At 53.5% G+C, this 21,114-nt stretch carries 22 protein-coding genes; 9 read left to right on the top strand and 13 right to left on the bottom strand.

Going from position 1 to position 21,114, the window contains the following annotated elements; genetic code table 11:
* Positions 1-273: 273 nt before the first annotated feature.
* The 4 genes from AC2A1E_RS03555 to AC2A1E_RS03540 all read left to right on the top strand — a co-directional run bounded on the left by AC2A1E_RS03555 (position 274) and on the right by AC2A1E_RS03540 (position 2,883).
* Positions 274-600: a YggL family protein gene (locus AC2A1E_RS03555; RefSeq protein WP_076943429.1), complete on the top strand. Its 327-nt coding sequence runs from the start codon at positions 274-276 to the stop codon at positions 598-600.
* 69 nt (positions 601-669) lie between these two features.
* Positions 670-1,593, top strand: coding sequence for a glutaminase B (gene glsB, locus AC2A1E_RS03550; protein WP_484382580.1), 924 nt, complete (start codon positions 670-672; stop codon positions 1,591-1,593).
* A gap of 40 nt (positions 1,594-1,633) precedes the next feature.
* The gene (locus AC2A1E_RS03545) at positions 1,634-2,350 is read left to right on the top strand and encodes a YggN family protein (RefSeq protein WP_484382605.1); all 717 of its coding nucleotides are present in this window, start codon (positions 1,634-1,636) and stop codon (positions 2,348-2,350) included.
* Between the two features lie 98 nt (positions 2,351-2,448).
* Positions 2,449-2,883, top strand: a complete 435-nt coding sequence (locus AC2A1E_RS03540) for a DUF29 domain-containing protein (RefSeq protein ID WP_484382579.1) — start codon at positions 2,449-2,451, stop codon at positions 2,881-2,883.
* A 35-nt stretch (positions 2,884-2,918) separates the two neighbouring features.
* Here the strand turns inward: AC2A1E_RS03540 and hemW are convergent, their stop codons facing one another.
* The 6 genes from hemW to AC2A1E_RS03510 all read right to left on the bottom strand — a co-directional run bounded on the left by hemW (position 2,919) and on the right by AC2A1E_RS03510 (position 7,153).
* Positions 2,919-4,070: a radical SAM family heme chaperone HemW gene (gene hemW, locus AC2A1E_RS03535; protein ID WP_484382578.1), complete on the bottom strand. Its 1,152-nt coding sequence runs from the start codon at positions 4,068-4,070 to the stop codon at positions 2,919-2,921.
* Positions 4,060-4,656, bottom strand: a complete 597-nt coding sequence (locus tag AC2A1E_RS03530) for an XTP/dITP diphosphatase (protein ID WP_473190049.1) — start codon at positions 4,654-4,656, stop codon at positions 4,060-4,062. Before AC2A1E_RS03530 ends, hemW begins: the two co-directional genes overlap by 11 nt.
* Positions 4,657-4,673: 17 nt before the next feature.
* Positions 4,674-4,964: a DUF167 family protein YggU gene (gene yggU / locus AC2A1E_RS03525; protein WP_484382577.1), complete on the bottom strand. Its 291-nt coding sequence runs from the start codon at positions 4,962-4,964 to the stop codon at positions 4,674-4,676.
* Positions 4,961-5,515, bottom strand: a complete 555-nt coding sequence (locus AC2A1E_RS03520; RefSeq protein WP_484382576.1) for a YggT family protein — start codon at positions 5,513-5,515, stop codon at positions 4,961-4,963. Before AC2A1E_RS03520 ends, yggU begins: the two co-directional genes overlap by 4 nt.
* A 79-nt stretch (positions 5,516-5,594) precedes the next feature.
* Positions 5,595-6,416, bottom strand: coding sequence for a pyrroline-5-carboxylate reductase (proC, locus tag AC2A1E_RS03515; RefSeq protein WP_484382575.1), 822 nt, complete (start codon positions 6,414-6,416; stop codon positions 5,595-5,597).
* 29 nt (positions 6,417-6,445) lie between these two features.
* Entirely contained in the window at positions 6,446-7,153 is a 708-nt protein-coding gene (locus AC2A1E_RS03510) for a YggS family pyridoxal phosphate-dependent enzyme (protein WP_484382574.1), read from the bottom strand.
* A gap of 20 nt (positions 7,154-7,173) precedes the next feature.
* On the opposite strand from AC2A1E_RS03510, the gene AC2A1E_RS03505 reads away from it, so the two are divergent.
* A complete protein-coding gene (locus tag AC2A1E_RS03505; RefSeq protein WP_484382573.1) occupies positions 7,174-8,178 on the top strand; it encodes a type IV pilus twitching motility protein PilT in 1,005 nt (334 codons plus the stop codon).
* A 9-nt stretch (positions 8,179-8,187) separates the two neighbouring features.
* Here the strand turns inward: AC2A1E_RS03505 and ruvX are convergent, their stop codons facing one another.
* The 6 genes from ruvX to AC2A1E_RS03475 all read right to left on the bottom strand — a co-directional run bounded on the left by ruvX (position 8,188) and on the right by AC2A1E_RS03475 (position 12,422).
* The gene (gene ruvX / locus AC2A1E_RS03500; protein WP_484382572.1) at positions 8,188-8,610 is read right to left on the bottom strand and encodes a Holliday junction resolvase RuvX; all 423 of its coding nucleotides are present in this window, start codon (positions 8,608-8,610) and stop codon (positions 8,188-8,190) included.
* On the bottom strand, positions 8,610-9,173 hold the full coding sequence (locus AC2A1E_RS03495) for a YqgE/AlgH family protein (RefSeq protein ID WP_484382571.1): 564 nt from the start codon (positions 9,171-9,173) through the stop codon (positions 8,610-8,612). Before AC2A1E_RS03495 ends, ruvX begins: the two co-directional genes overlap by 1 nt.
* A gap of 152 nt (positions 9,174-9,325) precedes the next feature.
* A complete protein-coding gene (gene gshB / locus AC2A1E_RS03490) occupies positions 9,326-10,276 on the bottom strand; it encodes a glutathione synthase (protein ID WP_473190056.1) in 951 nt (316 codons plus the stop codon).
* Positions 10,277-10,309: 33 nt separating this feature from the next.
* Positions 10,310-11,041 carry a 16S rRNA (uracil(1498)-N(3))-methyltransferase gene (rsmE, locus tag AC2A1E_RS03485; protein ID WP_484382570.1) on the bottom strand — a complete coding sequence of 244 codons (732 nt, stop codon included), beginning with the start codon at positions 11,039-11,041 and terminating at the stop codon, positions 10,310-10,312.
* 68 nt (positions 11,042-11,109) lie between these two features.
* Complete coding sequence (gene endA, locus AC2A1E_RS03480) at positions 11,110-11,805, bottom strand: deoxyribonuclease I (protein ID WP_484382569.1); 696 nt, start codon at positions 11,803-11,805, stop codon at positions 11,110-11,112.
* A 104-nt stretch (positions 11,806-11,909) separates the two neighbouring features.
* Entirely contained in the window at positions 11,910-12,422 is a 513-nt protein-coding gene (locus tag AC2A1E_RS03475) for a SprT family zinc-dependent metalloprotease (protein WP_459399903.1), read from the bottom strand.
* Between the two features lie 355 nt (positions 12,423-12,777).
* Between AC2A1E_RS03475 and fumA the strand changes: the two genes are divergently transcribed.
* Positions 12,778-14,424: a class I fumarate hydratase FumA gene (gene fumA / locus AC2A1E_RS03470; protein WP_484382568.1), complete on the top strand. Its 1,647-nt coding sequence runs from the start codon at positions 12,778-12,780 to the stop codon at positions 14,422-14,424.
* Positions 14,425-14,790: 366 nt separating this feature from the next.
* The gene (locus AC2A1E_RS03465; protein ID WP_484382567.1) at positions 14,791-15,444 is read left to right on the top strand and encodes a hypothetical protein; all 654 of its coding nucleotides are present in this window, start codon (positions 14,791-14,793) and stop codon (positions 15,442-15,444) included.
* Positions 15,445-15,532: 88 nt separating this feature from the next.
* Here the strand turns inward: AC2A1E_RS03465 and AC2A1E_RS03460 are convergent, their stop codons facing one another.
* On the bottom strand, positions 15,533-16,909 hold the full coding sequence (locus AC2A1E_RS03460; RefSeq protein ID WP_484382566.1) for an amino acid permease: 1,377 nt from the start codon (positions 16,907-16,909) through the stop codon (positions 15,533-15,535).
* Between the two features lie 607 nt (positions 16,910-17,516).
* Here AC2A1E_RS03460 and pdhR point away from each other — a divergent pair.
* Positions 17,517-18,281 (top strand): pyruvate dehydrogenase complex transcriptional repressor PdhR, encoded by a 765-nt coding sequence (gene pdhR, locus AC2A1E_RS03455; RefSeq protein ID WP_459399895.1) that lies wholly within the window; start codon positions 17,517-17,519, stop codon positions 18,279-18,281.
* 165 nt (positions 18,282-18,446) lie between these two features.
* Positions 18,447-21,110: a pyruvate dehydrogenase (acetyl-transferring), homodimeric type gene (aceE, locus tag AC2A1E_RS03450; protein ID WP_484382565.1), complete on the top strand. Its 2,664-nt coding sequence runs from the start codon at positions 18,447-18,449 to the stop codon at positions 21,108-21,110.
* Positions 21,111-21,114: the final 4 nt, after the last annotated feature.

The following is a 21,114-nucleotide window of genomic DNA, read 5'->3' as shown; positions in this document are numbered from 1 at the left end:
ATAAGCTAATCCCATAAAGTCGGACAGTTTACACTAAGCGGCTAACGAGACATGAGTTAGGAGCAGGGTCAGAGTTGATGCTGATGGTATCTAGGCTTGGTGGTAGTGGCAAGCTCAAATGAGTGAGGGTAAGCTAGGTGTATCTGCTGGTAGGTGCTAAACTTGTGCTATTGCTAACTAACTGAAAATCAGACACTTAACTAAATATAGGTTAAAATTCAACTTTTAGTTAATTCGTCTAAAAAAACTATTAAAATCAAATAGGATGTTATAATGGCTAAGAATCGCAGTCGTCGTTTGCGTAAAAAGATGCACATTGAAGAGTTTCAGGAACTGGGTTTCTCCGTTGCCTGGCGTTTTGCCGAAGGCACCGATGTCGACGATATCGACAGCGCGGTGGATGCTTTTATCGACGAAGTGATCGAGCCAAACGGCCTGGCATTTGACGGCAGCGGCTACTTGCAGTGGGAAGGTTTGATCTGCCTGCAGAAAATCGGTAATTGCACCGACGAACAGCGTGAACTGGTTAAAAACTGGCTGGAAGCGCGTAAGCTGAGTGACGTGAAGGTCAGCGATCTGTTCGATATCTGGTGGGATTGATTTCTGCCCGATAAGCGTTGATTCAAGGTGCCTTCACGGCACCTTTGTTTTATCTGGAGTACAACCGCAGTGGTAACAACATTGGATAACGCATTGCTGGATGAGATCCTGCAACAGGTGCGCCCGCTGATCGGCCAAGGTAAAGTTGCGGACTATATTCCTGCCTTGGCAGAAGTGGCGGCCGATCGTCTGGCGATCGCTGTTTGCACCGTCGATGGCGAAATGTTCCAGGCGGGGGATGCCACAGAGCGTTTTTCTATCCAGTCGATTTCCAAAGTGCTGAGCCTGACGCTGGCGCTCACGCGCTATCAGGAAAGCGAAATCTGGCAGCGGGTAGGCAAAGAACCTTCCGGCCTGCCGTTCAATTCGTTGCTGCAACTGGAAATGGAGCAGGGCAAGCCGCGTAATCCGTTTATCAACCCTGGCGCGCTGGTGGTGTGCGATATGCTGCAAACGCGGCTTAGCGCCCCCAAACAGCGCATGCTGGAAGTGGTTCGCCAGCTTGCGGGGGAGAATGACCTGGCGTACGACGTTCGCGTAGCGCGCTCTGAATTCGAACACTCCGATCGCAATGCTGCTATTGCCTATCTGATGAAGTCGTTTGGCAACTTCGAAAACGATGTGCTGACCGTGTTGCAAACCTATTTCCACTATTGTGCACTGCGCATGAGCTGCGTGGAGCTGGCACGCAGTTTTGTCTATCTGGCCAATCAGGGGCGTGCGCTTAACGGCGATGAGGTCATCAGCCCATTGCAGGCACGGCAGATTAACGCCCTGATGATGACCAGCGGTATGTATGACGGTGCCGGTGAATTTGCTTATCGGGTAGGGATGCCGGGTAAGTCTGGCGTGGGTGGCGGCATTATTGCGATTGTGCCGGATGAGTTGTCGATTGCCGTCTGGTCACCGGAACTGGATGCGTCTGGCAACTCGCTGGCGGGAACTGCGGCACTGGAACTGTTGTCTCAACGCATTAGCCGTTCGATTTTTTAGTTCCATCGCGGATGCAGGTGGAAGGGAGTCAGGAGAAATGATGTTAAAGAAAACCGGGTTAGCCTTGCTGTTGTTAGTGGCCTCGCAGGCGCATGCCGAATACCAATGCAGCGTCAGACCCCAGGACGATGTGATTATCAGCCCGCAGAACGTACAGGTGACTGGCGCCAGCGGTAACCTACAGATTTCCGCCGATGGTGATGTCACCCGTAACGGGCAGGCGTTAAGCCTGAATGACACCCAGCGCCAGAAAGCTTTTAGCTACCAGAGTGCGTTGCGTAAAGATCTGCCCTGGATCGATCAGGGCGCGCAGCAACATTTGGAAAAAGCACGGGTCGCATTGGATAGCATCATCGTCCAGCAACTGGGTAGCAGCAGTAATGTACGTAACCGCTTGACTACGCTCAATACGCAGCTCAAGCAGCAGATGAACCGTATTATCGAGCATCGCAGCGACGGCTTGGCGTTCCACCATAAGGCGATCGCGCAGGTGGAGCAGGACGGGCGTAACCTGGTTCAGCAAAGCATGGGCGGCGTGCTGCAAGATAGCCTGAACGAAATGGGCATTAAACAGGCGGCCAACGCCAACGGTAATCCGTTACAAGCGCTGATGGGCAACCTGGGTGGCTTGCAACAGGCCATTCAGAGCGAATGGAGCAAGCAGGAACAGAGCTTCCAGAACTTCGGTAACGATGTGTGCAACCGCGTTACAGCGCTGGAAACTCAGCGCAAAAATCTGATTAATGCGTTGAAGTAACAGAGGATATTCTTTTTTTTTGCTGGTTTTTTGACCTGCTGGCGGTAATCTGACAGACTGAACTCTGTACTGATTCATTCGTGTTGACGGAGAACACTATGAGCCATACCCGTTATGAAACAGATGTTGTCGCTTGGGCCAGTGAACAGGCCGCTCTTTTGCGCTCCGGAAAATTGTCTGAAATCGATATAGAAAAGATCGCCGAGGAGATTGAGGACGTGGGGAAAAGCGAGCAAAGGGAGCTTGCGAGCCGTATGACAGTGCTGATCGCTCATCTGCTGAAATGGAAATATCAGCCTGCACGCCGCGGAGCCAGTTGGGAAAGAACCATAAAAGCGCAAAGGAAAGAGGTGCTTTACAGCCTGAAAGAATCGCCAAGCCTGAAAACTAAGCTTGAAGATGAAGATTGGCGAGATGTTATCTGGTCAAAAGCGGTGGCTTTAGCTACCACTGAAACCGGGTTGGATGTTTATCCTGAAGCGGGTATCTGGAACATCAAAGAGCTCCTCTCCCCCGATTTTTATCCTGATTAATCCTTAAAAAGCGCTGAACTCTCAGCGCTTTCTCGTTACTCTTCCGGCAGAAAAAGCTCCAGCAGCGAATTGAGGAACAGCTTGCCTTTCTCGGTGATCTGCCAATATTCCGCTGTTTCTGCCAGGTAACCTTGCGCCAGCGCCTCGTCCAACTGCGTGCGGATTACGCTTTCATCTAATCCGGTATAGCGGGTAAATTCAGCGCGTGGAGCGGCTTCCAGCAGGCGGAAACGGTTCATAAAGAACTCGAACGGCCGGTCGTGATCTGCCACTTCATGCAGCTTGTCGCGGTATTCGCCGCGCATAAAGCCGCGTGGATGCTTGGTTTTGCTGGTGCGCAGAATGCGCCCATCGGCAAAGGTCAGTTTGCCGTGTGCGCCGCAGCCAATTCCCAGATAATCGCCGAAGCGCCAGTAGTTGAGGTTGTGTTGGCACTGATAGCCCGGCTTGGCGTAGGCCGAGGTTTCGTATTGCTGATAACCGGCGGCGCTCAGCAGTTCGTGCCCTTGCTGATAGATATCCCACAGCGCGTCATCATCCGGCAGCACCGGCGGGCGTGAGCTGAACAGGGTATTCGGCTCAATGGTGAGTTGATACCACGACAGGTGCGGCGGATTCAGGGCAATCGCCTGGCGCAGATCGTCCAGAGCTTCTGCCAGCGATTGATCCGGCAGGCCGTGCATCAGATCGAGATTAAAACTGCGCAGACCCAAACCGGTGGCCAGATGCGCCGCGCGCTTGGCTTCATCCGGCCCGTGGATCCGCCCCAGACGGGTTAACTTCTCGGCGCTGAAACTCTGCACGCCAATCGAAATGCGGTTCACCCCGGCGCGCTGATAGCCGCTGAAGCGATCGGCTTCCACGGTGCCAGGGTTGGCTTCCATAGTGATCTCCGCATCGGCAGCCACGTGAATGCGTGCGCGTACTCCGTCCAGCAATGCCTGCATGGCTTCGGCACTCAGCAGGCTTGGTGTACCACCGCCAATAAAGATGGTGCTGATTTCACGGCCGCTGGTGAGCGGCAGATCGGCATCCAGATCGGCCAGCAGATGATCAACATATTCCTGATGCGGCACTTCGCCTTTTAAGGCGTGCGAGTTGAAATCGCAGTATGGGCATTTCTGCACGCACCAGGGAATATGGATATACAGGCTGAGCGGCGGCAGTTGTACGGGGTTAGCGGGCATTACGCAGGGCTTCCAACATCAGTTTCAATGCCTGACCACGGTGTGATATTGCACTTTTCTTCTCGCGCGACAGCTCAGCCGCCGTGCAGCCCAGTTCTGGCACGTAGAAAATAGGATCGTAGCCAAAGCCGCCTTCGCCGGCAGACTCAAAGGTTACTTCACCGGCCCAGGTACCGTGGAACACCAGCGGGGTCGGATCTTCCGCATGGCGCATATAGACCAGTACGCAGTGGAACTGTGCCGCGCGTTGGCCTGCTGGCACGTCTTTCAGCGCCACCAGCAGTTTATCCAGATTCTGCTGGTCACTGGCATCGACACCGGCATAGCGGGCGGAATAAATCCCCGGCGCGCCACCCAGCGCATCCACTGCCAGGCCTGAGTCGTCGGCAATCGCTGGCAGGCCGGTAATTTGCGCGGCATGGCGGGCTTTCAGGATGGCGTTTTCAATAAACGTCAGGCCGGTTTCTTCGGCGGAGTCTACGCCCAGTTCGGTTTGTGCCACCACGTCCAGACCGAAATCGGCTAGCAGGCTGGCGAGTTCACGCACTTTTCCGGGGTTTCCGGTGGCAAGAACGACTTTTTGCATGATGATTACCTTGAAAATTATTCAATAAGCACGGCGATCGCGGCAGGGATCTGTTGCGGATTGATGATGCGTAACTGCTTGTGCCGCCCCAACTCGCCCTTCTCGATGATAACGTTGCTTTTCGCCACCTTGAACTGCTTGGCGATAAACTTGATCAAGTGGGCGTTGGCCTGGCCATCAACCGGCGGGGCGGTGATGGCGACTTTTATCTCGTCGCCATGCAGGCCGATAATCTGGTCGCGGCTGGCTTTCGGCTGAATATAAAGCCTGATAGCCAGCCCGTCCAGCACAGGAGTCACTGCACTCACAGCAGGAACCAGAGCTCGCCGAACAGATCCATCCCCAGATAGTTGATGAGATACAGGATCAGAATCACTACCATTGCGGAAAAATCAATGCCGCCCATGGCTGGGAGGATGCGGCGGATTGGTGACATCAGCGGCTCGGTGAGTTGATACATCACATAATCGATCGGGCTGCGACCTTGGCTGATCCAGCTCATCAGCGCACGGATAATCATCACCCAGAAGATCAGGTAACCGGCGGATTTAATCAGTGAGATCAGGCCAAACAGCAAATTGTACGGGCTGAGCGACATAGCCCCACCCTGAATCAGCAACAGGAGCGGATACTTGATGGTCATCAGCAAAAATGCCACCAGCAACGATGCGCTGTCTACCGGCCCCAGCGAAGGAATGATGCGGCGCAACGGGCCGACGAGCGGCTGGGTGATTTTCACCACAAACTGCGAGAATGGGTTATAGAAGTCAGTGCGTGTCAATTGCATCCAGATGCGCAGCAACAGCACCATCACGTAAATATCAACAACGGTTTTGACCAGGAAAGTCAGCGTTAGCATGTGAGTTACCCTTCTCCTTAACTCTTGGTTATCCCTTGTGTCTTTCGGGCAGTAACTGCCAGAAATTCAGTCGGTAGCGTTAAAATAGCTTTTCCATTTCCTGCGCGCGGGAAACGGCCGCCTGCATCGCTTTGGCGACGGTTTCAGGCAGTTGTTGCTCGTTGAACACCCGCAGTGCCTCAGCGGTGGTTCCCCCTTTGGATGTCACCTGTTCGCGCAGCGTAGACAAAGGTATTGCCGGGTTGGCAGCCGCCAGTGCGGCGGCACCGATGGCGGCCTGCTGCACCAGTTCGCGTGCTGCGGTGCTGCTAAAGCCCATGCGCTCGGCTTCCTGCTGCATTGCATCCATAAACAGGAAAAAATAGGCCGGTGCGCTGCCTGCGGCGGCGATCACCCCGTTGATGCCGTTTTCGTCATCAACCCAGCACACTTTCCCGACCGAACTCATCAGATCGCGGGTGTAATCGCGATCCTGTTGGTTGACCTGCGGTGGGGCATACAGCCCGCTCATACCTTCCCCCACCAGAGAAGGGGTGTTGGGCATAATGCGCACGATGTTCAGCGGTTCCCCCAGCATCTGATAGAAACGGCTGACCAGAATCCCGGCGGCGATGGAGAGCGCCAGCTTGCCGGAAAAATTAACCTGTTCCTGCAAAGGTTTACACACATCTGCCATCATTTGCGGTTTTACTGCCAGCACCACCACATCGGCGGCCTGTGCGCAACTGATGTTATCCGCGCTGCTGATAACGCCATAGTCAGCGGCCAGCGCGTCACGGTTTTTGGCCGAAGGGGCGCAAACGCTGATGGATTTTGCCGGATAGCCCCCAGCAACCAGGCCAGCAATGATAGCGCGTGCCATATTACCGGCACCAATAAAGGTAATCTTGCGATGTTGCATCAAATCCCTCGTTAATTCAGTTGCGCCCATCAAGCCTGCGAGTAGTCACGGGCTCCAAAAATGGCGGTGCCAATACGCACCATGGTGCTGCCAGCCTCGATGGCGGCGGCCATATCGTCGGTCATGCCCATCGACAGCGTATCCACCTGCGGGTAGCGCTGCTTGAGGGCCAGGAAAGCATCGTTCATCTGGCCAAAAACCGCCAGTTGGCGCTGATAATCAGCTTCCGGTGCTGGGATCGCCATCAGGCCGCGCAACGCCAGGTTAGGCAATGCGGCGATGGCCTCAGCTAATACCGGCAGTTCATCCAATACAATGCCAGATTTGCTCTGCTCATCGCTGATATTTATTTGGATCAGCACATTGAGCGGCGGCATCCCCGCCGGGCGCTGATCGTTCAGGCGCTGAGCGATGCGCTGGCGATCAAGGGTATGACACCAGGCAAAGTTTTCTGCCACCAGTTTGCTTTTGTTGGATTGCAACGGGCCGATAAAGTGCCATTCCAAACCTGCTCCTTCCGGCAATGAGGAAAAATGCTGGATCTTGTCCACGCCTTCCTGCACGTAATTTTCGCCGAAAGCGTGCTGGCCAGCGGCGATGGCTTCTGCGATCGCCGCCACAGGCTTGGTTTTACTGACTGCAAGCAATATCACTTCTTCTGGAGCACGTGCGCAGCGTTGAGCTGCCGCAGCAATACGGCTCCTGACATCCTGCAGATTCTGTTGGATAGTGCTCATTGTTGACCCAGGAGATTGATATGGATATCGATGAATTTGTGGCGCTTAGTGTAAAGCATAATGCTTCCGATCTGCACCTTTGTACCGGTCATCGGCCCATGTTACGCATTGATGGTGAACTTAGGGCCGTGGAAGCGGCAGAAATCGTTGCGCCATCGCAGATGGCAAACTGGTGCGAAGCCTTGTTGACTCAGGAGCAGCGGCAGCAGTTACAACACAATGGTCAGCTCGATCTGGCGCTGGCATTGGCGGGTGGGATTCGCCTGCGTGCCAATTTCTTTTTGCAAAACGGTGGGTTGTCGGTGGCGTTACGGCGGATTGCCAGCGAGTGCCCGACCTTGGCCGAACTGGGTACTCCCGAGATCGTGCCAGCGCTGGTGCAGCGGGAAGATGGGCTGATCCTGGTCACCGGAGCCACCGGCAGCGGTAAGTCCACCACGCTGGCGGCGATGATTGATTTTATCAATCGGCATCAGCGCCGCCATATCCTGACGCTGGAAGATCCTATTGAGTTTATCCATCACAGCCAACGTTCGCTGATCCAGCAGCGCGAGTTGGGGCGTGATACGCACAGCTTTGATGAAGCGCTGCGGGCGGCACTGCGTGAAGATCCTGATGTGATCCTGCTGGGGGAACTGCGTGATACCACTACGATCCGCTTGGCGCTGACCGCAGCAGAAACTGGCCATCTGGTGCTGGCAACGCTGCATACCCGCAGTGCGCCGCAGGCGGTAGAACGGCTGGTGGATGTGTTCCCGGCAGAAGAAAAGCCCTATGTCCGCGCACAGCTGGCAAGCAGCCTGCAAGCGGTGATTGCGCAAAAGCTGTTGAGCAAACCGGGGGGAGGGCGAGTTGCTATTTATGAGATCCTGACCGCCACGGCCGCCGTGAGCAGCATGATCCGCGAAGGTAAAACGCACCAGCTTGCCAGCGTATTGCAAACCGGTGCGCAGTCAGGCATGCAGACCTTTGAACAAGGGTTGCAGCAGCGTATTCAGGCCGGGTTGCTCAGCGGGGCAGCTTAGGTGAGGTGGTTAACCCAGTTGTTGTTCGAACCAGCTTTCCAGAATAACGACTGCGGAAGCAGAGTCGACGCTGCCCTTGTCCAGCGCGCGGAAACCACCGCGATCGAACAGATGGGCGCGAGCCTCAACGGTGCTCAGGCGTTCATCGTGCAGGGCGATTTGCACACCAAAGCGGCCGTGCAGGCGGTTGGCAAATTTACGGGCACGCTCGGTCAGCGGTTGTTCGGTGCCGTCCATGTTCAGTGGCAGGCCGACCACCACCAGATCCGGCTGCCACTCTTTCAGCAACCGCTCAATCTTCTGCCAGTCTGGCGTGCCGTCCTGCGCTTTAAAGGCGGTTAACGCCCGAGCCGTGCCGGTAATCTCTTGGCCGATGGCGGCACCGATGCTTTTGGTGCCGAAGTCGAAGGCAATAATGGTGCGGCTGGTCATCAGGCGTGCCCTGCTTGGTTGGCAATGTTGCGAATATCGATGCCAAGGCGGTTCGCCGCTTCGCGCCAGCGGCTGGCGATCGGCGTATGGAACAAAATATCGACGTCGGCTTCGGTGGTCAGCCAGGCGTTCTCCAAAACTTCCTGTTCCAGCTGGCCCTCTTCCCAGCCTGCATAACCGAGTGCCACCAAGACGTCTTTGGGTTGATCCGGGGTGCCGAGGGTTTCCAGCACGTCTTTGGAGGTGGTGATCATGGTTTGTGGCGATATCTGAATGCTTGAAGCGAATCCTTGACGCGGCGAGTGCAGAATAAAACCACGATCGTCGGCCAATGGTCCACCGGCAAACACCGGTTTATCCAAGCTAATAGCGGGATCGCGCGGTGAAGGCTCGATTTGGAGTTTGCTCAACACCGACTCCACCGTGAACTGTTCTACGGCTTTGTTGATGACTAACCCCATGGCGCCGCTTTCATTATGCTCACAAATGTATATCACCGAACGTTTGAAGCGCGGATCTTGCATCCCAGGCATGGCAATAAGGAAGTGATGCTGTAAATTCATGTCGTTATACAAGGCGTTATCGATTAGAGAATAAACAGCCGTCAGTATGCGGTTATACCCGGCATACTTCAAGTTGCGTTATTTGGGGTGAATGCACGTGAACCTCAGGAGAGCCTTGAGGTTCACGAAGCTTAGGTTAGACAGGCGTCGGCTTATTTCGCCGCAAGACGTTTTTCAATGGCGTCCATCAGCATACCGGTGACGGAAACCGGGAAGGCGGCTTCAATTTCACGGGCGCAGGTTGGGCTAGTGACGTTGATTTCGGTGAGACGATCGCCGATCACATCCAAGCCAACAAAAATCAGACCCTTTTCTTTCAGCGTTGGCGCAACCGCACGGGCGATCTTCCAGTCGCTTTCGCTCAGTGGACGAGGCTCACCACGGCCACCGGCCGCCAAGTTGCCGCGGGTTTCGCCCTGGGCAGGAATACGCGCCAGGCAATAAGGTACCGGTTCGCCATCCACCACCAGAATACGTTTATCCCCGTCTTTGATGGCTGGCAGGAAGTTTTGCGCCATGCAGAAGCGGCTGCCGTGCTCGGTCAGGGTTTCGATAATCACCGACAGGTTAGGATCGTCCTGCTTCACGCGGAAAATCGAAGCTCCACCCATGCCGTCTAACGGCTTGAGGATGATGTCGCCATGCTGCTGGTGGAATTTACGGATATGCGCTGCGCTGCGGCTGACCAGCGTGTCCGGCGTCAGTTCCGGGAACCAGGCGGTGAAAAGTTTTTCGTTACAGTCGCGTAGGCTCTGCGGTTTGTTGACCACCAGCGTGCCTTTCACTTCGGCGCGTTCCAGAATGTAGGTGGCGTAGATGTATTCGGTATCGAAAGGCGGATCTTTGCGCATCAGGATCACGTCCAGATCTTGCAACGCCAGATCCTGTTCGGCTGCAAAGCTGAACCAGCTCTCTTTATCTTCTTTTACGCTCAACAGGCGCGTACGGGCGCGACCATCACCGGCGTGCAGATAGAGATCGTTCATCTCCATGTAATGCAGTTCCCAACCGCGGCGCTGTGCTTCGAGCAGCATGGCGAAGCTGGTGTCTTTCTTGATATTGATGGAGGTAATAGGATCCATCACGATGCCGAGCTTAATCATTTTCTCTCCTTACGAGCCGGTATTAACAGGCTCTTAGCCCAGGTCGCCGAAACGGACCTGCAAAGCGGTAATTGCGGTAAGCGCTGTGGTTTCTGTACGCAAAACGCGTGGCCCCAGCAGAATATCAGTAAATCCGTAACCTGTAGTCATGGCGATTTCTTCGGCGGATAGCCCGCCTTCCGGCCCAATCAACAGACGAACGTGGTCCACCGGCAGCGGTAGCGTGTTTATGCTCTGGCTGGCTCGTGGGTGCAGGTTCAGCTTCAGGCTGCCATCCTGCTCGGCGCACCAGGCTTCTAGCTGCATCGCTTCACGGATTTCCGGGATGCGGTTGCGGCCGCATTGCTCACAGGCGGCGATGGCAATTTTTTGCCACTGTTGCAGCTTTTTCGCCAAACGTTCGCCGTCCAGCTTAACGCCGCAGCGTTCGGAAAACAGCGGGGTAATCACGTTCACCCCCAGCTCAATGGATTTCTGAATGGTGAACTCCATCTTTTCGCCGCGCGAGATCACTTGGCCAAGATGCAAATTGAGTGGCGATTCGCGATCCTCAATCTGCCCGGCGCTGACGCGAACCAGGAGGTTCTTTTTATTCACCTGGGTGATTTCGGCGTCGAACACCTGATTGCTGCCATCGAACAGCTGCAACACCTGCCCAGCGCTCATACGCAGCACGCGGCCAACGTGGTTGGCGGCATCCTCGCTCAACGCGATTTCGGCATTGGCGCTTAAAAGGTCTGGATGGTAAATGCGGGGTATACGCATAGTGATTATCAGATCCTGGCTCGATGAAACGGCGCTGCCAGCGGGCAGCGCGAAAGCTCTATAGTAGGTCAGCCTTTTCGCTGCTGACAAGCTTGTTGAATATAAGGGTTATGGTTGCCCTGGATCTGTGCGATGCGTGCTTCTCGCGTACATTCCCAGGTGGTTGCCGGGTATTGGCGGCTCCAGGCTTCAAACAGTTGGGTTTGTTGACGCGAGAGCTGTAATTGATAGCGATCGCGCATATAAAAGTAGGTACGGGCAATGGCACCGCGCGCTCGTGCCGGTGGCTCGGCCTGTTTGTTTTTGAAATCCACTTTCATTGGGCACTGGCCATACTGGCCTTCACCGCCGCGCCATTGACTGTACATGAAGTTGTTGCGATCGCCATTCACTTCGCCAATAGCGGGTTGCAGGTTATGCAGATCAGTTTCTATCTGGCGGTAAAGCGGGTCTTTGTTGCAATTTTTACGCCCGCCGTCTTGCCAGCACTGCAACTGGTGGCCGAACTGCCAGGCCGGGACTACGTGTTCCCATTCAATGCGTTCGGCGCGCTGGGCACTTTTACGCACCTGATATCCGCAGCTGTTGAGGTCGGGAATACCTTTTTTGCCCTGCCAGTCGATCTTGCAGCCACAATAGAAACTGCCGGGGGCATCCTGATTGATCTTGACTGCTGCGGCTTTGGCTTGGGTGAAGTTATTAATTTGCGCCAGCGCGCTGCCTGAGGAAATCAAGACCACCATAAATAAAATTTTGCGAAGCATATTCCAAAAACACCTGAAAGCGGAAAAGCGGGCAGGGTAACGGAAGTAACCAGTGGGCGCAAATGGTGATAACGGCTTGTTCCAGGAAGGTATCAGATTGTCTATTAACGGTTTTCGTTAAGCAGAGAGCGCAGTTTTTCGCCGCATTGACGGCAACGATACTCACTCTCGCCGCGTAACACGCGATTATGGCGACGCACGGTTAACTGGTGCTGCTGACAGGCGCACTGATAGGGGAAGGTTTTGCTCTGTACCGAGCTGATTTCAAACTGATGGGTACGGCTGGCGGGCACTTGCAGCACGTTTTCCATCATCCAGCGCCATTCGCGGCCATGCGGTGGCACACGGCCAAACTGGCGAAATACCAGCAGATGGGCCAGTTCATGGGGCACAACTTCGTCGATAAACGGCTGCTGGTTTTCGATCAGCAAGACCGGGTTAAGGCGGATTTCCCAGGCTTGCAGCCAGGCAGTACCCGCGCTGGTGCCGCGTTGCTGGTAGACGATCTTCGGCTCAGGGAATTCGATAGCAAAATGCTGGCATGCCAGCTGCAGTTTGGCCCGCAGGCAGCGCATCACTGCTTGTTGCAGCGCAATAGGGATTCTTACTCTGTTCATTGTGGTTAGCTTAAGCAATGGCGTAACGGCTGGCAACTGTAGAACCTGTTAAGCCGTTATTTCCCCACAATGATAACCCGATCGACCCGTGTGGATTGTAATCAATGTGTTAACTGCGGGATAATAAAGCGTGCAGGATGAGTCTGTACCCGCAGTGCTCACCGGATAAAGTCAGAAAAGCGCCCGTAGTCATAATTCCCTACGTTAATAAAGGTATAGCGGCGGTTTTGCGATTTGGCGCAATAACTTACTACCTAAAAATACGTAAGGTGTGGGAAGTTTTTTTGACGCAGCGCGCCCGAGTACGCTGAGTGAGTGTGAATTTAACGCAGCTGATGTTGCAAGTGAGAGATTAATGTCGAATAAACCGTTCCATTATCAAGATCCGTTCCCGCTGAAGAAAGACGATACCGAATATTATCTGCTAAGCCGTGAGCACGTTTCTGTCGGCGAGTTTGAAGGCCAGGAAATCCTCAAAGTTGCCCCGCAAGCCCTGACCCTCCTCGCCCAACACGCTTTCCACGATGCTTCATTTATGCTGCGCCCAGCGCACCAACAGCAGGTAGCGGATATCCTCAGCGATCCCGAAGCCAGTGAAAACGACAAGTACGTTGCGCTGCAATTTTTACGTAACTCAGAGATCGCCGCCAAGGGGATTTTGCCAACCTGCCAGGATACCGGCACTGCGATTATCGTCGGCAAAAAAGGCCAACGCGTCTGGACCGGCGGTAGTGATGAAGAAGCTTTGTCGCGCGGGGTGTACAACACCTTTATCGAAGATAACCTGCGTTATTCGCAAAACGCCGCGTTGGATATGTATAAAGAGGTCAATACCGGCAGCAACCTGCCAGCGCAGATCGATCTCTACAGCGTGGATGGCGAAGAGTATAAATTCCTGTGCATAGCTAAAGGCGGTGGCTCGGCCAACAAGACCTATCTGTATCAGGAAACCAAAGCGCTGCTGTCACCGGGTAAACTGAAAGATTATCTGGTGGATAAAATGCGTACGCTCGGTACCGCCGCTTGCCCGCCGTACCACGTCGCCTTTGTGATCGGCGGTACTTCGGCTGAAGCGACGCTGAAAACTGTGAAACTGGCTTCGACCAAATACTACGATGGCCTGCCAACCGAAGGTAATGAACACGGTCAGGCGTTCCGCGATGTGGCGTTGGAACAGGAACTGCTGAAAGAAGCGCAAAACCTGGGGTTGGGGGCTCAGTTTGGCGGTAAATACTTCGCGCATGACGTGCGTGTGGTGCGCCTGCCGCGCCACGGTGCCTCCTGCCCGGTCGGCATGGGGGTTTCCTGCTCGGCTGATCGCAATATCAAAGGCAAGATCAACCGCGAAGGGATCTGGCTGGAGAAACTGGAGCACAACCCAGGCAAATTTATTCCGCAGGAACTGCGTCAGGCTGGCGAAGGGGAAGCGGTCAAGATCGATCTTAACCGCCCGATGGCCGAGATCCTTAAGCAACTGTCGCAGTATCCGGTCTCGACCCGTCTTTCTCTCAGCGGAACCATCATTGTTGGGCGCGATATTGCGCACGCCAAACTGAAAGAACGCCTGGATCGCGGTGAGGGTTTGCCACAGTACGTGAAAGATCACCCGATCTACTACGCGGGCCCGGCCAAAACCCCAGAAGGCTACGCTTCCGGTTCGTTGGGGCCAACCACGGCAGGCCGTATGGATTCGTACGTCGATCTGTTGCAGTCGCACGGTGGCAGCATGATCATGCTGGCCAAAGGCAACCGCAGCCAGCAGGTGACTGATGCCTGCCATAAACACGGTGGGTTCTACCTCGGCAGCATCGGCGGCCCGGCCGCAGTATTGGCGCAGCAGAGCATCAAGAGCCTGGAGTGTGTGGAATATCCTGAACTGGGGATGGAAGCGATCTGGAAGATTGAAGTGGAAGATTTCCCGGCCTTTATCCTGGTGGATGATAAGGGTAATGACTTCTTCCAGAAGATCCAGGAATCGCAGTGTGCACGCTGTGTGAAGTAACTCTTTCCTGATAAGGCCCCCTGAAAAGGGGGCTATAAACCGTTATAACGCGTATTCGCCCCTACCATCTATCTAAATTAATAATCACCTTTCACGTTTATTAAATAGAATAAAATATCTTTTGATCTGATTCTTTTTGTTTATATTTCTGTGAAAATAAAAATACATAAATACATCTGTTTGTGTTTGTCACTGAAATAAAACTAATATGCTGGCATGTATATCTCATGATTCTTTGAGCGTACATATGAAAAAGAACTGAAGTAAACGGTATATTCATAGCCATTCCCAAAATGGTGGGGTTTCTGGTTAAGACCCGCTTGGCGGCTCAAAATTTTACTTTCTGTTTTTTTACGAGGTTTTTTCATGAAGATATCGGCCAAATTGAGCGTATTATCGGTCATTATGGGGATAACAATGTTAGTGCATTCCCCTTTGTATGCTAATGATGCAGTAAAAATTTATAAGTATTCGCTGTCAGATGGGGCAGATATTTGTTTTAAAAAGATTAAAGAAAAACTTGGCGAAGAGACAAAAGTTTCAACGATAAGCTCGTTTTTTGCTTCTGGCAGTGAAATCGATCCTCGTAGTGCTAACAGGCCACAAGGTGTGATGACAACTTGTACCGTCTCTTATCAGAACCCGGAAAACTCGAAGAGATTGTTGAGTATGAGCATGGATACCAGAACTGGCGAGTTTAAAAAACCTCTTCAGGTGGAGATCCACGTGAGCGGCGACTCATCAAAATTCGATTTAAATAATTATTTGATCGCTCTTGATAAGGTGAATCTCTCGCCTCTTCCTGCGTTCATGGAGAGTCAGGAGAAAAATTTGAGTGCGCATTACTCAAAATTTGCATGGACCGGTGTACGTTTAAGCTCACCAGGAACCTTTAGTAATAAGCACCTGTTGCGTGTTGATGTTGCAGGGCGTCTTGCCGTTAATGACATTAAAGATAGTGGTTATGCTGAGTTTTCGGTTGATGGCAAGAAAGTGATCAAAAATCGTTTAATCAAATAGAGCCATATTCTGTTAATAAAAGAAAAGGCGGTAACGCCAAGAGAAGAAAACGGGCTCACGAGTGTGGGCCCGTTAAACGCTGATAATATCAACGAGTTGTTGCGCTTGCTGCCCGTTGGCTACGCTGCTTGATAAAGTAACCGATACCAAGAATGGCAACCCAAGCTGGGATCAGCAGGACGGAAATCTGGATGCCTGGCGTAAAGTACATGATCACCAGAATCCCAAACAAAAACGCCAGACACAGATAGTTGCTGAACGGATACCAGAAGGCTTTGAACTTCGGTTGCACCCCTTCACGGTTTTTGGCCGCGCGGAATTTCAGGTGCGCCAGGCTGATCATCGCCCAGTTGATCACCAGAGCAGAGACCACCAGAGCCATCAGCAGTTCGAAAGCACGGCCTGGGATCAGGTAGTTAATCAGCACGCACAGCGCGGTGGCCAGCGAAGAAAGACCGATGGCAATGACGGGAACGCCGCGACCATCCACTTTCAGCAAGGCTTTCGGGCCATTGCCCTGTTTTGCCAGGCCGTACAGCATGCGGCTGTTGCAGTAGACGCAGCTGTTATACACCGACAGTGCCGCTGTCAGCACCACGATGTTCAGCACGGTGGCCACCAGGTTGCTATTCAGTGCGTGGAAGATCAGCACAAACGGGCTGCCGCCTTCTACCACTTTACCCCACGGATAGAGTGACAGCAGAATGGTCAGTGAACCGATATAGAACAGCAGAATACGGTAAATCACCTGATTGGTGGCTTTTGGAATGCTGGTTTCCGGGTGATCGGCTTCGGCTGCGGTGATACCCACCAGTTCCAGCCCACCGAAGGAGAACATGATCACCGCCATTGCCATCAGCAGCCCCATAGTGCCGTTCGGGAAGAATCCACCTTGCGCCCACAGGTTGGTGATGGTGGCTTCCGGGCCGCCCATACCGCTGAACAGCAGGTAGGCACCAAACACGATCATGCCGATAATCGCCACCACTTTGATAATGGCGAACCAGAATTCCATTTCTCCATACACTTTCACGTTGGACAGGTTAATGGCATTGATGGCGAGGAAGAACACCGCAGCGGAGACCCAGGTCGGGATTTCTGGCCACCAGTACTGCACGTAGATACCGACGGCGGTCAGTTCTGCCATCGCTACCAGCACATACAGCACCCAATAGTTCCAGCCTGACGCGAAGCCAGCAAAACTTCCCCAGTACTTATAGGCAAAGTGGCTGAAGGAGCCGGCAACCGGCTCTTCTACGACCATTTCACCCAACTGACGCATGATCAGGAAGGCAATAAAACCGCCAATCGCATAGCCAAGAATGACCGATGGACCGGCCATTTTTATTGTTTGAGCGATACCGAGGAATAATCCGGTACCGATAGCGCCACCTAAGGCAATGAGCTGAATATGGCGGTTTTTCAAGCCGCGTTTCAGCTGATCGCCATGTTGTTGACCATCCATCAATAAACCCTCTGTTGTTGCATAACTCTCACGGCTGTAAAGCAATGATTACGATGTGTGTTATTTTTTGTTTACGGTGTTATCGCGATTAATTCCACGGAGCCGCTACCGTTTGGCAAAGAATAATGATAAGCGACAAGGTTTGCACCTGCTTTGTTGTGTGAGTGATTAAGATTGCAGCAGTTTAGGCAACAAAATGCGGGCTGTGTGACGAGGGAAGTGGTTTCGTGCGTGAAGTAAGCAATAAATCACATAAAGCGCAAAAATAGTCATTTTGCTTGTTGAAATAATGGACGCTCAACCGCGTTTGTTGTGGCTGAAATCAGCCACGCCCCGCAGTTTAATCATCGCCTAATCAGGGCTGATGATCGCCTAACCAGAGGTTTCACAAACGTTAAATTCGCCATCTACCTCGTAAATGGTATTACCAAGATTGCGTTATCAGCATGCAGCAGCCTAGAGGCTGAGTTGTTAAAATGTGCGGGAAACCATGATTTCAATCAAGGCCTATATGGACAGCAGGTGAATACTTTGTTACTTTACCGTCACGTTTTTGAAATTGGTATTACCAATTGACTACGCGCCATTCGCAGAGAAGAAATCACTCATGGCCTACAGCAAAATCCGCCAACCCAAGTTGTCAGACGTCATCGAGCAGCAGCTTGAATATCTGATCCTCGAGGGCACGTTGCGTCCAGGCGAAAAACTGCCTCCGGAGCGCGAATTGGCGAAACAATTTGATGTTTCCCGCCCTTCTCTGAGAGAGGCAATCCAGCGCCTTGAAGCCAAAGGACTGCTCCTGCGCCGTCAGGGCGGTGGCACCTTTGTACAAACTAATCTGTGGCAGAGCTTCAGCGATCCGCTGGCTGAACTGTTGGCTAACCATCCCGAATCACAATTCGATCTGCTCGAAACCCGTCATGCCCTCGAAGGTATCGCCGCCTATTACGCAGCGCTGCGCGGCACTGACGAAGATCTGGCGCGCATCCGCGATTGCCACCATGTGATTCAGCAGGCTCAGGATAGCGGCGATCTCGACGCCGAAGCCGATGCGGTGATGCAGTATCAAATCGCCGTCACCGAAGCTGCCCATAACGTTGTGTTACTGCACCTGCTGCGCTGCATGGGGCCGATGCTGGAACAGAACGTCCGTCAGAACTTTGAATTGCTCTACTCGCGCCGTGAAATGTTGGCAAAGGTGAGCAGCCATCGCGCCGGGATTTTTGAGGCGATTGTGGCACGCGAGCCGGAAAAGGCCCGTGAAGCCTCGCATCGCCATTTGGCGTTTATCGAGGAAATTTTGCTGGATCTCAGCAGAGAACATACCCGGCGCGACAGATCGCTTCGGCGTCTCCAGCAACGCAAGGATTAAGAGTGGTTCTCCTCAAGGCACACCAGCTTGGTGAGATGAAGCTCGGAGTGCTTAGTTAAGTACTTAAGCGGCAACTAAACTGATGAGCCTGTCTTCGTGTGTTTTGCTTCAGAATGCAGGAAGACAGGCTCCAAACAAACCATTAGACAGATAAGGAATACCACCATGTCAGAACGTTTAAACAATGACGTGGATCCGATCGAAACCCGCGACTGGCTGCAGGCGATCGAATCGGTCATCCGTGAAGAGGGTGTTGAGCGAGCTCAGTTTCTGATTGATCAGGTTCTGGGAGAAGCGCGCAAAGGCGGTGTGAAGGTTGCAGCAGGCTCGGCAGCCAATAACTACGTCAACACCATCGCGGTAGAAGACGAACCTGAATACCCAGGTAATCTGGATCTGGAACGCCGCATTCGTTCAGCGATCCGCTGGAACGCCGTGATGACCGTGCTGCGTGCGTCCAAAAAAGATCTGGATCTGGGCGGCCACATGGCTTCCTTCCAGTCTTCCGCGACCTTCTATGAAGTCTGCTTCAACCACTTCTTCCGTGCGCGCAACGAGAAAGACGGCGGCGATCTGGTGTATTTCCAGGGCCACATCTCTCCAGGCGTTTATGCACGTGCCTTCCTTGAAGGCCGCCTGACCGAAGAACAAATGAATAACTTCCGTCAGGAAGTTCACGGCAAAGGCCTGTCTTCTTACCCGCATCCAAAACTGATGCCGGAATTCTGGCAGTTCCCGACCGTTTCCATGGGCCTGGGCCCAATCAGCGCCATCTATCAGGCCAAGTTCCTCAAATATCTGGAACACCGTGGCCTGAAAGACACCTCTGGCCAGACCGTGTATGCCTTCCTGGGCGACGGCGAGATGGACGAACCGGAATCCAAAGGGGCGATCACTATCGCTACCCGCGAGAAGTTGGACAACCTGGTGTTCGTCATCAACTGTAACCTGCAACGCCTGGACGGCCCGGTTACCGGTAACGGCAAGATCATCAATGAGCTGGAAGGCATCTTCGCCGGTGCTGGCTGGCAGGTACTGAAAGTGATCTGGGGCGGCCGTTGGGATGAACTGCTGCGTAAAGACACCAGCGGTAAGCTGGTGCAGTTGATGGGTGAAACGCTGGACGGCGACTATCAGACCTTCAAATCCAAAGACGGCGCTTACGTGCGTGAGCACTTCTTCGGCCGTTACCCGGAAACCGCCGCGTTGGTGAAAGACATGACCGACGACGAAATCTGGGCACTGAACCGTGGTGGTCACGATCCGAAGAAAGTCTACGCCGCACTGAAAAAAGCGCAGGAAACCAAAGGTAAAGCGACCGTGATCCTGGCCCATACCATCAAAGGTTACGGCATGGGTGAAACGGCGGAAGGTAAAAACATCGCTCACCAGGTGAAGAAAATGAACATGGAAGGGGTTCATCACTTCCGCGATCGTTTCAATGTGCCGGTTGCCGATGCGGATATCGAAAAGCTGCCACTGATTACCTTCGATAAAGATTCTGAAGAATACAAATATCTGCACGAACGCCGTCAGGCGCTGCATGGCTATGTGCCAACCCGCTTGCCTGCGTTCACTCAGAAGCTGGAAATGCCCGCGCTGGCAGATTTCAACTCCCTGTTGGAAGAGCAGAATAAAGAAATTTCTACCACCATCGCCTTCGTGCGTGCCCTCAACGTGATGCTGAAGAACCCGTCGATCAAAGATCGCCTGGTGCCAATCATTGCCGACGAAGCGCGTACCTTCGGGATGGAAGGTCTGTTCCGCCAGATCGGTATCTACAGCCCGAACGGCCAGCAGTACACCCCGCAGGACCGTGAGCAGGTGGCGTACTACAAAGAAGACGAGAAAGGCCAGATCCTGCAGGAAGGGATCAACGAACTGGGCGCCGCTTCTTCATGGCTGGCCGCAGCAACGTCCTACAGCACCAACGATCTGCCAATGATCCCGTTCTACATCTACTACTCGATGTTCGGGTTCCAGCGTATCGGTGACCTGTGCTGGTTGGCCGGTGACCAACAGGCGCGTGGCTTCCTGATCGGCGGGACTTCAGGCCGTACTACCCTGAACGGCGAAGGCTTGCAGCACGAAGATGGCCATAGCCATATTCAGTCGCTGACTATCCCTAACTGCATCTCTTACGATCCGGCTTACGCGTATGAAGTGGCGGTGATCATGCATGACGGCCTGGTACGTATGTACGGCGATGCGCAGGAAAACGTCTACTACTACCTGACTACGCTGAACGAAAACTACCATATGCCTGCGATGCCACAGGGCGCAGAAGAGGGTATCCGTAAGGGTATCTACAAGCTGGAAACGCTGGCAGGCAGCAAAGGTAAAGTGCAGTTGCTGGGCTCTGGCTCGATCCTGCGTCACGTGCGTGAAGCCGCACAGATCCTGGCGAAAGACTACGGCGTGGGCTCTGACACCTACAGCGTGACTTCCTTCACCGAACTGGCGCGTGATGGCCAGGACTGTGAGCGTTGGAACATGCTGCACCCAACCGAAACCCCGCGCGTACCTTACATCGCTCAGGTGATGAACGATGCGCCGGCGGTGGCGTCTACCGATTACATGAAACTGTTCGCAGAACAGGTTCGTACTTACGTTCCTGCCAGCGATTATCGCGTACTGGGTACAGATGGTTTCGGTCGTTCTGACAGCCGTGAAAATCTGCGTCACCACTTTGAAGTTGATGCTTCTTACGTGGTGGTTGCTGCACTGGGTGAACTGGCCAAACGCGGTGAGATTGAAGCTTCTGTGGTCGCTGATGCAATTAAGAAATTCGACATCAACCCAGAAAAAGTCAACCCACGTCTGGCATAAGAGG

Source organism: Serratia sp. HNCC26DJ206 (assembly GCF_057180605.1).
Note: the sequence above shows the minus strand (reverse complement) of the source record. Positions and strands in the feature narration are given on the sequence as shown.

What these genes read in the sequence shown, in the direction of transcription:
- rsmE (WP_484382570.1), bottom strand. Translation starts at nt 11,041, where the DNA reads ATGCGTATACCCCGCATTTACCATCCAGACCTTTTAAGCGCCAATGCC.
- AC2A1E_RS03520 (WP_484382576.1), bottom strand. Translation starts at nt 5,515, where the DNA reads ATGCTAACGCTGACTTTCCTGGTCAAAACCGTTGTTGATATTTACGTG.
- AC2A1E_RS03555 (WP_076943429.1), top strand. Translation starts at nt 274, where the DNA reads ATGGCTAAGAATCGCAGTCGTCGTTTGCGTAAAAAGATGCACATTGAA.
- AC2A1E_RS03475 (WP_459399903.1), bottom strand. Translation starts at nt 12,422, where the DNA reads ATGAACAGAGTAAGAATCCCTATTGCGCTGCAACAAGCAGTGATGCGC.
- proC (WP_484382575.1), bottom strand. Translation starts at nt 6,416, where the DNA reads ATGCAACATCGCAAGATTACCTTTATTGGTGCCGGTAATATGGCACGC.
- fumA (WP_484382568.1), top strand. Translation starts at nt 12,778, where the DNA reads ATGTCGAATAAACCGTTCCATTATCAAGATCCGTTCCCGCTGAAGAAA.
- AC2A1E_RS03460 (WP_484382566.1), bottom strand. Translation starts at nt 16,909, where the DNA reads ATGGATGGTCAACAACATGGCGATCAGCTGAAACGCGGCTTGAAAAAC.
- AC2A1E_RS03530 (WP_473190049.1), bottom strand. Translation starts at nt 4,656, where the DNA reads ATGCAAAAAGTCGTTCTTGCCACCGGAAACCCCGGAAAAGTGCGTGAA.
- pdhR (WP_459399895.1), top strand. Translation starts at nt 17,517, where the DNA reads ATGGCCTACAGCAAAATCCGCCAACCCAAGTTGTCAGACGTCATCGAG.
- gshB (WP_473190056.1), bottom strand. Translation starts at nt 10,276, where the DNA reads ATGATTAAGCTCGGCATCGTGATGGATCCTATTACCTCCATCAATATC.
- ruvX (WP_484382572.1), bottom strand. Translation starts at nt 8,610, where the DNA reads ATGACCAGCCGCACCATTATTGCCTTCGACTTCGGCACCAAAAGCATC.
- aceE (WP_484382565.1), top strand. Translation starts at nt 18,447, where the DNA reads ATGTCAGAACGTTTAAACAATGACGTGGATCCGATCGAAACCCGCGAC.
- hemW (WP_484382578.1), bottom strand. Translation starts at nt 4,070, where the DNA reads ATGCCCGCTAACCCCGTACAACTGCCGCCGCTCAGCCTGTATATCCAT.
- AC2A1E_RS03505 (WP_484382573.1), top strand. Translation starts at nt 7,174, where the DNA reads ATGGATATCGATGAATTTGTGGCGCTTAGTGTAAAGCATAATGCTTCC.
- AC2A1E_RS03540 (WP_484382579.1), top strand. Translation starts at nt 2,449, where the DNA reads ATGAGCCATACCCGTTATGAAACAGATGTTGTCGCTTGGGCCAGTGAA.
- AC2A1E_RS03510 (WP_484382574.1), bottom strand. Translation starts at nt 7,153, where the DNA reads ATGAGCACTATCCAACAGAATCTGCAGGATGTCAGGAGCCGTATTGCT.
- AC2A1E_RS03545 (WP_484382605.1), top strand. Translation starts at nt 1,634, where the DNA reads ATGTTAAAGAAAACCGGGTTAGCCTTGCTGTTGTTAGTGGCCTCGCAG.
- AC2A1E_RS03465 (WP_484382567.1), top strand. Translation starts at nt 14,791, where the DNA reads ATGAAGATATCGGCCAAATTGAGCGTATTATCGGTCATTATGGGGATA.
- endA (WP_484382569.1), bottom strand. Translation starts at nt 11,805, where the DNA reads ATGCTTCGCAAAATTTTATTTATGGTGGTCTTGATTTCCTCAGGCAGC.
- AC2A1E_RS03495 (WP_484382571.1), bottom strand. Translation starts at nt 9,173, where the DNA reads ATGAATTTACAGCATCACTTCCTTATTGCCATGCCTGGGATGCAAGAT.